This is a genomic window from Flavobacterium sp., from assembly GCF_021151785.1.
Lineage (GTDB): Bacteria > Bacteroidota > Bacteroidia > Flavobacteriales > Flavobacteriaceae > Flavobacterium.
In genome coordinates, this window is the sequence record NZ_JAGKWP010000066.1 from 1 (window position 1) to 14,383 (window position 14,383).

The 14,383-nt window shown below is 31.5% G+C and carries 13 protein-coding genes; 12 read left to right on the forward strand and 1 reads right to left on the reverse strand.

Translation table 11 applies throughout. The annotated features are described in order from the left end of the window. The 12 genes from QZ824_RS07890 to atpG form a co-directional block, all read left to right on the forward strand. Nucleotides 1-608 (forward strand): hypothetical protein (locus QZ824_RS07890; protein WP_291275478.1); only part of this gene is annotated, 608 nt, incomplete at its 5' end. 152 nt (nt 609-760) lie between these two features. Then, nucleotides 761-4,051 carry a transcription-repair coupling factor gene (mfd, locus tag QZ824_RS07895; protein WP_291275486.1) on the forward strand — a complete coding sequence of 1,097 codons (3,291 nt, stop codon included), beginning with the start codon at nt 761-763 and terminating at the stop codon, nt 4,049-4,051. A gap of 88 nt (nt 4,052-4,139) precedes the next feature. Further along, a complete protein-coding gene (locus QZ824_RS07900; RefSeq protein WP_291275479.1) occupies nt 4,140-6,749 on the forward strand; it encodes a tetratricopeptide repeat protein in 2,610 nt (869 codons plus the stop codon). 3 nt (nt 6,750-6,752) lie between these two features. Beyond that, a complete protein-coding gene (locus tag QZ824_RS07905; protein WP_291275480.1) occupies nt 6,753-7,115 on the forward strand; it encodes a polymer-forming cytoskeletal protein in 363 nt (120 codons plus the stop codon). A gap of 2 nt (nt 7,116-7,117) precedes the next feature. Next, the gene (locus tag QZ824_RS07910; RefSeq protein WP_291275481.1) at nt 7,118-7,333 is read left to right on the forward strand and encodes an AtpZ/AtpI family protein; all 216 of its coding nucleotides are present in this window, start codon (nt 7,118-7,120) and stop codon (nt 7,331-7,333) included. Next, nucleotides 7,330-7,713, forward strand: a complete 384-nt coding sequence (locus tag QZ824_RS07915; protein WP_291275482.1) for a hypothetical protein — start codon at nt 7,330-7,332, stop codon at nt 7,711-7,713. The genes QZ824_RS07910 and QZ824_RS07915 overlap by 4 nt, the downstream gene beginning before the upstream one ends. 112 nt (nt 7,714-7,825) lie before the next feature. Beyond that, nucleotides 7,826-8,992 carry a F0F1 ATP synthase subunit A gene (gene atpB / locus QZ824_RS07920; RefSeq protein WP_291275483.1) on the forward strand — a complete coding sequence of 389 codons (1,167 nt, stop codon included), beginning with the start codon at nt 7,826-7,828 and terminating at the stop codon, nt 8,990-8,992. Between the two features lie 37 nt (nt 8,993-9,029). Further along, on the forward strand, nt 9,030-9,224 hold the full coding sequence (gene atpE / locus QZ824_RS07925; protein WP_014389577.1) for an ATP synthase F0 subunit C: 195 nt from the start codon (nt 9,030-9,032) through the stop codon (nt 9,222-9,224). Nucleotides 9,225-9,306: 82 nt separating this feature from the next. After that, nucleotides 9,307-9,807, forward strand: coding sequence for a F0F1 ATP synthase subunit B (locus tag QZ824_RS07930; RefSeq protein WP_014389576.1), 501 nt, complete (start codon nt 9,307-9,309; stop codon nt 9,805-9,807). Nucleotides 9,808-9,810: 3 nt separating this feature from the next. Beyond that, nucleotides 9,811-10,344: an ATP synthase F1 subunit delta gene (atpH, locus tag QZ824_RS07935; protein ID WP_291275487.1), complete on the forward strand. Its 534-nt coding sequence runs from the start codon at nt 9,811-9,813 to the stop codon at nt 10,342-10,344. 25 nt (nt 10,345-10,369) lie between these two features. Continuing rightward, nucleotides 10,370-11,944: a F0F1 ATP synthase subunit alpha gene (atpA, locus tag QZ824_RS07940; RefSeq protein ID WP_014389574.1), complete on the forward strand. Its 1,575-nt coding sequence runs from the start codon at nt 10,370-10,372 to the stop codon at nt 11,942-11,944. A 73-nt stretch (nt 11,945-12,017) separates the two neighbouring features. Further along, entirely contained in the window at nt 12,018-12,875 is an 858-nt protein-coding gene (gene atpG, locus QZ824_RS07945; protein WP_291275484.1) for an ATP synthase F1 subunit gamma, read from the forward strand. 62 nt (nt 12,876-12,937) lie between these two features. Here atpG and QZ824_RS07950 read toward each other — a convergent pair. Then, on the reverse strand, nt 12,938-14,383 hold a 1,446-nt coding region (locus QZ824_RS07950; RefSeq protein ID WP_291275485.1), incomplete at its 5' end, for a prolyl oligopeptidase family serine peptidase.

Sequence of the window (14,383 nt, forward strand, 5' to 3'; positions counted from 1 at the left end):
AATTATTGTTGTTGTTTCTTATTTTTTTTGGTTTTTTTTCATGTAAAGAAGAAAAGCAAGACCAATTGATTGTTGAAATGGAAAAGAAAAATGCGATGGCTTTTGAAAAAATAAGTAAAGCTTGGGTTATCAATATTCCGCCTCAATCACCAGAAGTTCAGATGGAAATTTCAAAATGGAAAGAATGGCAATCCTTTGAGCAAGATTTAAAACAAAAGCCTAAAGCTTCAATTAGCGCATTTAAATTAAAAGTTGAAGCATTACAAAAAAAGTCGGATAGTTTACACTTGTTTGTGCCAGCAAAGTTTAATGAGCCTCAAGTAAGAAGTAGAATTATAGCTATGCAAACTAAATTACAAGCTTTGGATACATATTTTTCTTTAGATATTGTGCCTCAAGATAAAGTAGAACGTCTAATTAGGGAATTGAATCAAGAAATCATGGCTTTTTATAGTCAATGCGAAGAATTAATTATCAAGAATAAGATTCCTGTTGAGGATGGCGAAAAAGAATTGATAAATGCTTTAGATACAACAAGACATGCAAAGAACATGGACTTTGATGAATTTGAGAGAAAGCAAATACAAGATAAAACTCAGAAGAAATAAACCGTTCAAATAAAAATGGAATTTAAAATCCTTTACAAACCACTGCTTTAAACAGTGGTTTTTATATTTTTGCACTAAAATAAATTGCTTTGAGTACCGTCGATATCATTTCAAAATATGAACAATTACCTAAGATCTCTCAAATTGCAGCGATGTTGGGTACCAGAAAGAAAACTAATATTACAGGCTTAGTAGGCTCATCTTTGTCTTTTGTCATTCATGCTTTGTTTAAGAAAACAGAATTACCTCTTTTATTGTTATTTAATGATAAAGAGGAAGCGGCCTATTATTTGAATGATTTAGAGCAATTGATTAATGACCAAGATGTTCTTTTTTATCCAGGCTCTTACCGAAGGCCTTATCAAATTGATGAGGTGGATAATGCTAATATTTTACTTCGTGCCGAAGTGTTGAATCGTATTAATTCAAGGAAAAAGCCGGCAATTATAGTTTCTTACACGGAAGCAATTTTTGAAAAAGTTGTCACTCGAAAAGAGTTGGAAAAGAATACACTAAAAGTGGCTTTAAATGATAAAATTTCGATTGATTTTATTAATGAAACACTTTTTGAATATCATTTTAAAAGAGTAGATTTTGTTGCAGAACCAGGTGAATTTTCTGTGCGTGGTGGAATTGTGGATGTTTTTTCATTTTCAAATGATACCCCTTATCGTATAGAATTTTTTGGAGATGAGGTTGATAGTATTCGAACATTTGATGTTGAAACACAACTATCTAAAGATAAAGTTAGTAAAATTACGATAATTCCAAATGTAGAAAATAAAACCTTAGAAGAGAAAAGAGAAAATTTTTTAGATTACATTAATGAAAAAACTGTGTTAGTTTTGCAAAATACAGAGTTAATCGGTCAACAATTAAATCGATTATACGACAAAGCTAATGAGGCATTTTCTAAATTATCAACCGATATTAAACATGCTAAGCCTGAGGAACTGTTTATTAATGAAGCCTCGTTTTTAAAAAGAGCCCTTGATTTTGCAATTATTGAATTAGATAAAAAACCTCTTTTTAAATCAGAACAAGCGTTTGTATTTCACACAAGTCCACAACCTTCATTTAATAAGCAATTTGATTTATTATTAAATAATTTACATGATAATGATTTTAATGGGCTTTCAAATTATTTATTTTGTGCCAATGAAAATCAGGCTAAAAGGTTTAAAGAAATTTTTGCAGAAATTGATCAGGAAAACCACAATCATACCAATAGTAAATACCAATCGGTAGTTTTTCCTCTGTATCAAGGTTTTGTAGATGAAGAATTACAAATTGCTTGTTATACAGATCATCAGATATTTGAGCGTTATCATAAATTTTCTATTAAAAATGGATATTCTAAAAAGCAAACCATTACGCTTAAAGAATTAACTTCATTGACGGTTGGGGATTATGTAACTCATATCGATCACGGTATAGGAAAGTTTGGAGGTTTACAAAAAATACAAGTAGAAGGAAAAACACAAGAAGCAATTAAGTTAGTTTATGCAGATAATGACATTGTTTATGTTAGTATTCATTCTTTGCATAAAATTTCAAAATACAATGGTAAGGATGGTGCGCCTCCCAAGATTTATAAATTAGGAAGTAGTGCCTGGAAAACATTGAAGCAGAAAACCAAAGCGCGTGTAAAACACATTGCTTTTAATTTAATTCAATTATATGCTAAACGTCGTTTAGATAAAGGTTATGCTTTTGGCCCCGATACTTACATGCAAAAAGAATTAGAAAGTTCTTTTATTTATGAAGATACTCCAGATCAAGTAAAAGCAACTCACGATGTTAAAATGGATATGGAAAGCGACCGACCAATGGATCGTTTAGTTTGCGGGGATGTAGGATTTGGTAAAACAGAAGTAGCCATTCGAGCAGCATTTAAAGCAGTGGATAATGGAAAACAAGTAGCTGTTTTAGTGCCAACCACTATTTTAGCTTATCAGCATTTTCGAACGTTTTCAGAACGTTTAAAAGACTTACCTGTAACAGTAAGTTATTTGAATCGATTTAGAACAGCTAAACAAAAAGCAGAAACGTTAAAAGGTCTTGAAGAAGGAAAAGTAGATATTATTATTGGCACCCATCAGTTGGTAAATAAAAATGTAAAATTTCGTGATTTAGGATTACTAATTATAGATGAGGAACAAAAATTTGGTGTAAACGTAAAAGACAAGTTGAAAACCATTGCTACTCATATTGATACATTAACATTAACCGCAACTCCTATTCCTAGAACCTTGCAGTTTTCATTGATGGCTGCACGCGATTTATCCGTAATCACTACGCCTCCACCCAATAGGTATCCTATTGAAACACAAGTTATACGTTTTAATGAAGAATCTATTCGTGATGCTGTTTCTTATGAAATTGAACGTGGTGGACAAGTTTATTTTATTAACAATCGAATTGAAAATATAAAAGAAGTTGCAGGCATGATTCAACGATTGGTTCCTAATGCAAAAGTAGGAGTCGGTCATGGACAAATGGATGGAAAAAAATTAGAAGAATTAATGTTGGCTTTCATGGAAGGCGAGTTTGATGTATTGGTTGCTACCACTATAATTGAAAGCGGATTGGACGTTCCAAATGCGAATACGATTTTTATCAATAACGCCAATAATTTTGGTTTATCAGATTTACATCAAATGCGAGGTCGTGTGGGAAGAAGTAATAAAAAAGCGTTTTGTTATTTTATCACGCCTCCATATTCTGCAATGACTGATGAGGCAAGAAAGCGTATACAAGCCTTGGAACAATTTAGTGAGTTAGGTAGCGGATTTAATATTGCAATGAAAGACTTAGAAATTCGTGGTGCTGGCGATTTATTAGGTGGTGAACAAAGTGGATTTATCAATGAAATTGGATTTGACACCTATCAAAAAATCATGAATGAAGCTATTGAAGAATTAAAAGAAAACGAATTTAAAGATTTATACGAAGAAGAAAATAATATCGAAACAAAAGAATATATCAAAGATATTCAAATTGACACCGATTTCGAATTGCTGTTCCCAGATGAATACATCAACAACATCACCGAACGATTGAATTTGTATAATGAATTGAGTACAATAAAAACAGAGGCTGATTTAGTTGCTTATGAGCAACGCTTGAGTGATCGATTTGGTCCATTACCTAAACCGGCTCTTGCTTTATTGAATAGTGTACGAATTAAATGGAAAGCTACACAGTTAGGAATTGAGAAATTAATTTTCAAACAAGGCAAAATGATTGGTTATTTTTTAGGTGATCAGCAAAGTGATTTCTATCAATCTAATCGATTTATGAAGGTGTTAAAGTTTGCTCAAACTAATGGAAATCTTTGTAAGATAAAAGAAAAGGAAACCAAATCGGGTCTGCGATTGTTGATTAGCTTTGATAACGTCAAATCAGTGAATAAAGCATTGGAGTTGATAAATATGATATAATTTTAAAATTTTTCTAAAAAATAACTTATTTTTACGCGTTTGTATACTAAAATCTAACTCAAAAGAGTTATTGTAAAAAACGAAAAACTTGAAGACAAAAAAAACTAAACATATTCTACTTGTTCTTGGAGTTGCTCTTTTTTGGGCGTGTTCAACCAGAAAAGACAGCTTTGTCAATAGAAATTTTCATGCTGTTACTACGGAGTATAATGTGCTTTTTAATGGAGATCAGGCACTTATAAAAGGTGTTGCTGATGTTAATGCTAGTTTTATTGATGATTTTTGGGAAATATTGCCAGTAGAACGAATGCAACTTAAAGAGGAAGAACTAAATCCTAGTCAAAGTAAGAATCCAAGTTTTGAACGAGCAGAAACCAAAGCAACAAAAGCCATTCAAAAGCATTCTATGAACATTAGTGGTTATGAAAAAAACCCTCAAATAGATGAAGCTTATTTGATGTTGGGTAAGGCAAGATATTATGAACACCGTTACTTCCCTGCTATGGAAGCTTTCAATTATATTCTGTACAAATATCCTAATAGTAATAATGCATATCAAGCTAAGGTTTGGAGAGAAAAAGTTAATATCCGTTTAGAAAATGAAAAATTAGCGATTAAAAATCTAAAAAAATCACTAAAAGATACTAAGCTAAAAGGAAAGGATTTGTCAGATATTAATGCAGTACTAACAGAAGCTTATGTGAAAATTAATGCTTTAGATTCAGCTGTTGCTACTATAAAAATAGCTAAAAATGAAACAAAGGTTAAAGAAGAGCGGGCACGTTATACTTTTATTTTAGGACAATTATATGAAAAATTAAATTATAATGATAGTGCTTATGCTGCATTTCAAGAAGTTATTGATATGAAGCGTAAATCGCCTAAGTCATATACACTTTTTTCTCATTTTAAGCAAGCTGCACAATTAGATTATACTAAGACAGATACTTTAGTTTTTCTTAAAAAATGGGATAAAATGATCGAGGATATCGAGAACAAACCTTATTTAGATTTGTTATATCATCAAAAAGCTTTGTTTTATGATGCGAATAAACAATACAAGCAAGCCGTTAAGTTTTATACTAAATCAGTAAAATTCTTTTCAAATGACAAATATCTAGCTGCTTCAAATTATAGAAATATTTCTTCTATTTACTATAACCAACATAATTTTCATCTCGCCAAAAAATATTTGGATTCAACAATGATTCATTTGAATGCTAAACACAAAGAATACAGGCCTTTAGTAAGTAAATTGAATGTTTTAAAAGAAGTGGTAAAGTATCAGGATATTGTTAAAAATGCAGATAGTATTTTGTCTATTTCTGAAATGACGGACATTGAGCAAAAAAATTATTTTAGAAGATATATTGTAGAACTAAAGCAAAAGGATTCTTTGAAAGCAATTGTAAATGCCCAAAAAGATGCTCTAAAAAACACTAAAAATATTAATGGTGATGATAAAGGTATGCAATTACCAATTATGATGGATGGAGATAAATCTACTGCTCTAGCAAATAAAGCTAACGTGCTGCCTGCTACTTCAGTCTCTTCGTTTAACAATCAAAGTAATTTTTATTTTTATAATGCGGCTGTAGTGGCGCAAGGTAAATTGACTTTTCAAAAGAAATGGGGTAATGTTTCTTTAGCAGATAATTGGAAGTTTTCTGCTAAAGGAGAGGCAACTCAAAACAATGTTAATTCTAATGATGAGGTAGAACAACCAGAAACTGCAGAAAAAGAGGAGTCTAATCCTGCTTATACTACTCAGTTTTATATTGACAAATTGCCAAAAGAAGTCAAACAACTTGCTGATATGCGAATTGACGCCAATGATGCGCGTTTTAAATTAGGTGAGTTGTTTAAAGAGTCTTTGAAAGAGAATGAATTAGCGACCATGTCTTTTGAAGATGTTTTAACTCATAAGCCTGAATCAAAATTAATATTGCCTACATATTACAATTTATATCTTTTGTATAGGGATGTTCACGCTGAAAAAGCAAACTTTTACAAACAAAAAATCCTAACGGAATATCCAAATAGTCGTTACGCCTCGATTTTATCTAATGGTGCTTCGTTTAGTGAAGCTACTGCTGATTCTGAGTTTAATATCCTTTACAAAATGATGAAGGATGGAAAAATAAGAGAAGCTTATAATGAGGTAGGAGCACTAGTTAAAAAATACGACGGTGATGAATTAAACGCTAAATTTGACGTATTGAAAGCTCAAATTGAGGGACGTTTATTAGGAATTAATGCATATAAATCTGGTTTAGAGAAAGTGGTTAAGGATTATCCAAAAGGAGAAGAATCTAAACGCGCTGCTGAAATTCTAGCTAATGATATTCCTAAAGTTGAAGCTATGAACTTTGGAATGCCATCTAAAACGTTTAATCTAGTTTTTGTTACACCTTATCCAAACGAAGTAACATACAAAGATTTATGGTCTAAATTAACCAAATATTTGAAAGATGCTGGGAATTCAGATTATTCACTTTCAAATGATATTTATGATTTGAACACAAATTGTATTGTTATTCATGGCTTTATAACAGAAGAATTAGCATCAGCAACTTATGAATATTTGAAATTAGAAAAAGACTATAAGATAAAAGATCGTGCTTATATTATTTCTAATGAAGATTACAAGGTGATACAAGCAAAGAAAAAGTTGGATGAATTTATTTCAAAAAAATAATGCATGTTTGATCAAAAAGCAAAATCGGACTATGCCTTGTTAGGTAAAACGAATCGAATTATTGAAGGAACAAAAATTCACGGCAATATTGAATCTCCAGTAGATATGCGTATTGACGGAGAAGTTTTTGGGAATATTAGTTGCGAAGGAAAAATTGTTCTAGGTCACAACAGCAAAATTCAGGGAGATGTAGTGTGTAAAAATATTGATGTAGAGGGGAAATTTGAAGGTAAACTTGATGTGGCAGAATTATTAACCATAAGAAAGACGGCTACAATCAAAGGGGATGTTTTTGCTAGCAAATTAGCCGTGGAGCCTGGTGCTGTTTTTGAAGCCAGTTGTGAAATGAGAAAATTAAATTCCTGAGTATGACATCACCTAAGCAGCCTAATAAATGGTTGGTTTTTTTAAATATTCCTTTTCAAATGGGGATAGCTATTGTAGGATTTTCATATTTAGGGTCTTGGTTAGATGAGAAATATGGAAATTCGGATGGACTTTATTTGAAAATTAGCACTCTTTTTGGTGTATTTGTAGCGATGTATACCGTGATTCAACAAGTGAATAAATTGAATAAAAAATGACACTTAAAAAAGCATTCCCCTATCTGTTTCTACTTGTTTTTACTTTATTAATTATTGTAACACATATTTCCATTAATTCGTTTATGCCTTTTATTGATGATGTAATTGTGTTGCGTATCTATGGTATACAATTCATCTTGTCAATTCTGTTATATAAGATTTCAAGTTTAATACATGCGAAAAAAAAAGAGCAATTAGGCTATGTCTTTTTAATAACTACAACATTGAAAACGATCTTGTTTTACATCTTACTTAGTGTTGTTTTCTTTCCTAATCAAAAATGGGAGCATAACACCAAAGTCTTTTTGGTAGTTCAATTTCTTATTTATTTAGGGGTAGATGTGTTTTTAACTGCAAGATTATTAAATAGTAACGAGTGAATTTGATTTTTTTTAAGAAATATTTAAAAAAATATATTTTTCAAACTTGACTTATGAATTAAAATTGTACTTTTGCAAAAAATTTTTTGAACCATAAAAGATAATTAAAGAAATGGTGTTTTCAAATAAGCCAATTAAAGCAATTTTAGTATTAGCAATTTCTGCATTGCCTTATTTAGGTTTTTCAAATGTAGAAGATTCAACTGCTACACACGAAGCGCACAAAAATGAAGCAGTTGCACCTCATGGAGAAGCAAGTCATGATGCGCAAGCAGCACACGCACACGGAGCTGTTAATACCAAAGAAGAAGTTAATGCATTTATTGAGCATCACTTACAAGATTCTCATGATTTCAATTTCTTTGCTGACGGGGAGAAGGGTGAACATTATGGTTTTTCGTTGCCAGTTATTTTGATTGATAATGGTTTAAAAGTGTTTTCTTCTTCAAAGTTTCATAATGAAAAAGAATTAGCTGAAGTAGATGGTTCTTACTACAAAATGCATCATGGTAAAATCTATGTTTCTGATAAAGATGGTAATTTGTCCTTAGATGCTCACGGTCATGCTACAAATAAAATGCCTTTAGATTTTTCAATCACTAAGAATGTAGTTTCTATGTTGTTAGTAGCTGTAATGCTATTATTTATGTTTACTAGTTTAGCAAAAGCATATAAGAAAAACAACGGTTTGCCTTCAGGTTTCGGTAGAGTGTTAGAGCCGTTAATTTTGTTTATTCGTGATGAAATTGCTATTCCAAATATTGGTGAAAAAAAATATAGAAAATTCATGGGGTATCTATTAACTGTGTTTTTCTTTATTTGGTTATTGAATTTATTAGGGATGACTCCTCTAGGGATTAATGTGACTGGAAATATAGCGGTAACAGTTTGTTTGGCATTATTTACTTATATTATCACGCAGTTTAGTGCAAATAAAGATTATTGGGGACACATTTTTTGGATGCCAGGAGTGCCAGTTCCAATGAAAATTATTTTAGCACCTATAGAGGTGTTAGGTACATTAACAAAGCCATTTGCTTTATTGATTCGTTTATTTGCTAATATTACAGCGGGTCACGTAGTGGTGATGAGTTTGATTGCGATGATTTTTGTGGGTAAAAATTTAGCTGCTGATTTACCTATTTCATTAGGTTTAACAATATTTATTTCGGTAATTGAAGTATTGGTTGCGTTTTTACAAGCCTTTATTTTCACTATGTTGTCGTCATTATTTATTGGAATGGCAGTACAAGATCATCATCATGATGATCATCATTAATAATAAGAAAGAAGTTTAATTTTTAATACTATATATTATGAACATTCCTGTATTAGTTGGTGCTGGTTTAGTAGTTATCGGTGCTGGTTTAGGATTAGGTAAAATCGGTGGATCTGCGATGGACGCTATCGCTCGTCAACCAGAAGCTGCTGGAAAAATCCAAACTGCGATGATTATTATCGCTGCATTATTAGAAGGTTTAGCATTTGCTGCTTTAATCTTAGGAAAATAATTAAATGTTTAATCAATTCTGTGACGGTTGGTCGCAGAATTGATTATTTTGTTTGAATTTTAAGTATATACAACTCTATAATATGGAAAAATTAATTCACGACTTTTCATTCGGTTTGTTCTTTTGGCAAGCTTTTATCTTATTAGTACTTATTGCATTAATGGTTAAATTTGCTTGGAAACCAATCATGCAAACGTTAACAGATAGAGAAGAAGGTATTAAAGATGCTCTTCAATCTGCTGAAAATGCTAAAAAAGAAATGATGGCTTTAAAAGCTGATAACCAAAAGTTATTAGACGAAGCTAGAGCAGAAAGAGACGCAATGATTAAAGAAGCTACAGCTATCAAAGATAAAATGATTGCTGATGCTAAAGAAGAAGCTCAAGTTCAAGGCGCAAAAATGATCGAACAAGCAAAAGCTACAATCGAGAGTGAGAAAAATGCTGCTATGGCTGAAATTAAAACGCAAGTTTCTTCTTTATCTTTAGAAATTGCGGAGAAATTATTAAAAGAAGAATTAACTAACAAAGAAGCTCAAACTAAATTAGTTGAGAAATTGTTAGGTGATGTTAAATTAAATTAATCAATCGTTATGTCAAGAGCTGCGATTAGATACGCCAAAGCAATTTTAGATATCGCTACAGCAAACAATAATGCGTCTGCTGTAAATAACGATATGAAAGTAATTGTTGCTTCAGTTAATGGGAGTCAAGAGTTGAAAGATTTTTTAGTAAATCCAATTATTAAAGGAGATACTAAATTTAACGTTGTTAAAGAAATTTTTGCTTCTGTTCAAAATGAAACCAACGGATTATTTCAATTGCTATTAGCAAACAAAAGATTTGAAATTTTACCTGCAATTGCATCACAATTTAATACGTTGTTTGATGAAGTAAGCGGTATTGAAACTGCTGTTGTAACTACAGCTTTCCCTATCACTCCTGAAATTGAAACACAAGTGTTGAACAAAATAAAAGAGTTTTCTTCTAATTCAATTACAATTAAAAATGTAGTGGATGAGTCTATTATCGGTGGATTTGTTTTAAGAATTGGAGATAAACAATACAATGCATCAGTTGCAAATAAATTACAACAATTAAAAAGAGAATTTAGTTATTAATATACCATTATTAATTATATAAAAAATGGCAGAAATAAAACCAGCTGAAATTTCGGCAATCTTAAAAAAGCAGTTATCTGATTTTCAATCAGGAGCTACATTAGAGGAAGTGGGTACTGTACTACAAGTTGGTGACGGTATTGCTCGTGTTTATGGTTTATCAAATGCTCAATACGGGGAGTTAGTACAATTCGAAAATGGATTAGAAGCTATCGTATTGAACTTAGAAGAAGATAACGTTGGGGTTGTATTATTAGGGCCTTCAACTGGTATTAAAGAAGGTTCAACTGTTAAAAGAACAGGAAGAATTGCTTCATTAAAAGTAGGTGAACAAGTTGTTGGACGTGTAGTGAACACTTTAGGAGAGCCAATCGATGGTAAAGGTCCTATTGGTGGTGACTTATATGAGATGCCTTTAGAGCGTAAAGCTCCTGGGGTAATTTTCCGTCAACCTGTAACTGAGCCATTACAAACTGGTATCAAATCTGTTGACGCAATGATTCCAGTAGGACGTGGACAAAGAGAGTTAGTAATCGGAGACCGTCAAACGGGTAAAACGACAGTTTGTATCGATACTATCTTAAATCAAAAAGAATTTTACGATGCTGGTCAACCAGTATTCTGTATATATGTAGCTGTAGGTCAAAAAGCATCTACTGTAGCTGCTATAGCAAAAACATTAGAAGAAAAAGGAGCAATGGCTTATACAGTTATCGTTGCGGCTAATGCTTCAGATCCTGCTCCAATGCAAGTATATGCTCCAATGGCTGGTGCTGCAATCGGTGAATATTTCCGTGATACAGGTCGTCCTGCTTTAATTGTTTATGATGATTTATCTAAACAAGCAGTAGCTTACCGTGAGGTATCGTTATTGTTAAGAAGACCACCAGGTCGTGAGGCTTATCCTGGAGACGTATTCTACTTACACTCTCGTTTATTAGAGCGTGCTGCTAAAGTAATTGCAGATGATAGTATTGCTAAAAACATGAATGATTTACCAGAATCTTTAAAACCAATTGTTAAAGGTGGTGGTTCATTAACAGCTTTACCAATCATTGAAACTCAAGCAGGTGACGTTTCTGCATATATCCCTACAAACGTAATTTCAATTACAGACGGACAAATTTTCTTAGAGTCTGATTTATTCAACTCAGGTGTACGTCCAGCAATTAACGTTGGTATCTCTGTATCTCGTGTAGGAGGTAATGCTCAAATTAAATCAATGAAAAAAGTATCAGGTACATTAAAATTAGACCAAGCACAATTCCGTGAGTTAGAAGCATTCGCGAAATTTGGTTCTGACTTAGATGCGGTTACTTTAAATGTAATTGAAAAAGGTAAGCGTAACGTAGAAATCTTAAAACAATCGGTTAATGATCCTTACACTGTTGAAGATCAGATTGCAATTATTTACGCAGGAACTAAAAACTTATTGAGAAACGTTCCTGTAGAAAAAGTAAAAGAGTTTGAAAAAGACTTTTTACAATTCTTAAATTTAAAACATAGAGATACTTTAGATGCATTAAAAGCTGGTAAGTTTGATGATAACATCACTAATGTATTAGAAGCTGCTGCTAAAGAAATTTCTGCAAAATATTAATTAATTTTCAATTAGTCAATGTGTCAATTCAGTAATTGACACATTGTTAATTGTCAAATTGACAAATTGAACAATGGCAAACTTAAAAGAAATACGTAGTAGAATTACCTCTGTATCATCAACGATGCAGATTACTTCTGCCATGAAAATGGTTTCGGCAGCTAAATTGAAAAAAGCGCAAGATGCCATTACAGCTATGCGTCCTTATTCTGAGAAATTGACAGAGTTAATTCAAGGTTTAAGTGCTTCTTTAGAAGGAGATGTAGCTGCTAAGTATACTACGCAAAGAGAAGTTAAAAAAGTATTAGTAGTTGCTATTACTTCAAACAGAGGTTTGTGTGGTGCTTTAAATTCAAACGTATTAAAGCAAGTAAAGGTTTTATCTGAAAAATATGGTCATGATAATGTTGGTGTTTTTGCTATAGGTAAAAAAGCGAACGATGGATTGCATAAAACAAATTTTGTAATTGCAAACAGAAGCGATGTATTTGATGATTTAACTTTTGAAAATGTTGCTCAAATTGCTGAATCATTAACTCATTTATTTATGGATGGGGAATATGATAAAATTGAATTAGTATACAACCAATTCAAAAATGCAGCAACTCAAGTGGTAGTTACTGAGCAATTTTTGCCATTAGCTCCAATTCAAGGTGATGCTTCTACTGCTGCTGATTATATTTTTGAACCTTCAAAAGTAGAGATTGTAATGGAATTAATTCCAAAATCTTTAAAAACTCAATTATATAAAGCCGTTAGAGATTCATTTGCTGCTGAGCATGGTGCACGTATGACTGCAATGCACAAAGCAACAGATAATGCAACAGAATTAAGAAATCAATTGAAATTAACTTACAACAAAGCGCGTCAAGCGGCAATTACTGGAGAAATCTTAGAAATTGTAGGAGGTGCAGAAGCTTTAAATAGCTAATCATTTTCTAATTAAGTTAATTATTATTATTCTCATAAAGTCCCGATTTATCGGGACTTTTTTTATTCCTCATGTTTAGTCAGTTCTTCATAAATAAAACTATAGAAGTTTGATTCATCTTTTAAAAATTCGCTTCTTGTAGCTACCTTGCCATTATGTCCTGAATCTTTCAAGACAGATAAATAAATGGGGTTTTTTTGGGCAGTTCGGTTTTTCAATTTTGCAGCAAATTTATAAGAATGCAATGGCGGTACACGATCATCATTTTCTGCTGTGATAATTAATGTCGTTGGATAATTTATTTCTGTTTTTATGTTATGGTAGGGAGAATATTTCGCTAAATAATTTGCTTCTTCGGCTATGTTGGGATTTCCAAATTCATTCGTATGGTAGTGACCAACGGTATATTTATCAAATCGTAACATATCAAATACTCCCATTTTTGGGATTGCAACTTTAAATAATTCAGGTCTTTGGGTTAGTGCTACTCCTACCACTAAACCGCCGTGTGATGTGCCTGTAATGGCAAGCTTGTTTGGATTTGTGTATTTTTCTTGGATTAAGTATTCAGCAGCGCTAATAAAATCATTAAAACAGTTCATTTTATTTTTTCCTTTCCCATTCTTATGCCATTGTTTTCCATATTCTCCACCTCCCCTTATTTCAGCAAAGGCATAAACGCCTCCTTTTTCAAGAAAGCTTAATAGTCCTGGGTCAAAATTACTGCTACTCACAATTCCAAAGCCACCATACGCTTCTAAAATAGTTGGATTTTCACCATTTAAAACAGTGTTTTTTTTGTGTATTATGGTTATTGGAATCTCCTTATTGTCTTTACTTTTATAAGTAACTTTTTTTGTTATGAAATAATCAAATGGAAATAAATTAGGTTTTTGAATAATATAATCATTATAATAATTAGAAATTTTTCCTGTTTCAATGTTTAAAATTAAATTGTAATAAGAGAGTATCTGGGAATAGAAACTGGCATATATTTCTTTTTTAGTTGAATCATAAAATTTAATATCAAAATCCATTCCTATGGGAGTTTCAAACTTTTTTATAAAAATCCCTTGATCAGTATATACACTTAAATATTTACGATCTTTAGTTTTGTACTTACAGAAAATGTAATTTTCATAAAAAGAAGTGCTTTCTAGTAAATATGAATTCATTTGTGGAATGAGTATTTTTTCTTCTTTTGTATTAATATCAAAAATTCGTATATCACCCCAATCAGAATTTAAACTCTTGTATATTACATTTGAATTATCTATTTTAATAATACTCATTGCTTGTTTGATTTCACATAATAATTTTAAATCAAAATCAGTATTTGTCAAACTACTGCTGAAAATTTTTTGTGTATTTTCACTATTGGTTTCAACTAAATATAAATTAAACTTATTTGAAAAGAAATAGGAAGTTTTGTCTTTATCAGAAACATTGTATATTATTTTATCTTCTTCTTGTTTAGTTCCTAATTCATGATAAAAAATGGTATAAGT

Coding starts and splice junctions, on each gene's coding strand:
- mfd (WP_291275486.1), top strand. CDS start 761: ATGTTGGGTACCAGAAAGAAAACTAATATTACAGGCTTAGTAGGCTCA.
- QZ824_RS07905 (WP_291275480.1), top strand. CDS start 6,753: ATGTTTGATCAAAAAGCAAAATCGGACTATGCCTTGTTAGGTAAAACG.
- QZ824_RS07910 (WP_291275481.1), top strand. CDS start 7,118: ATGACATCACCTAAGCAGCCTAATAAATGGTTGGTTTTTTTAAATATT.
- QZ824_RS07915 (WP_291275482.1), top strand. CDS start 7,330: ATGACACTTAAAAAAGCATTCCCCTATCTGTTTCTACTTGTTTTTACT.
- atpB (WP_291275483.1), top strand. CDS start 7,826: ATGGTGTTTTCAAATAAGCCAATTAAAGCAATTTTAGTATTAGCAATT.
- atpE (WP_014389577.1), top strand. CDS start 9,030: ATGAACATTCCTGTATTAGTTGGTGCTGGTTTAGTAGTTATCGGTGCT.
- QZ824_RS07930 (WP_014389576.1), top strand. CDS start 9,307: ATGGAAAAATTAATTCACGACTTTTCATTCGGTTTGTTCTTTTGGCAA.
- atpA (WP_014389574.1), top strand. CDS start 10,370: ATGGCAGAAATAAAACCAGCTGAAATTTCGGCAATCTTAAAAAAGCAG.
- atpG (WP_291275484.1), top strand. CDS start 12,018: ATGGCAAACTTAAAAGAAATACGTAGTAGAATTACCTCTGTATCATCA.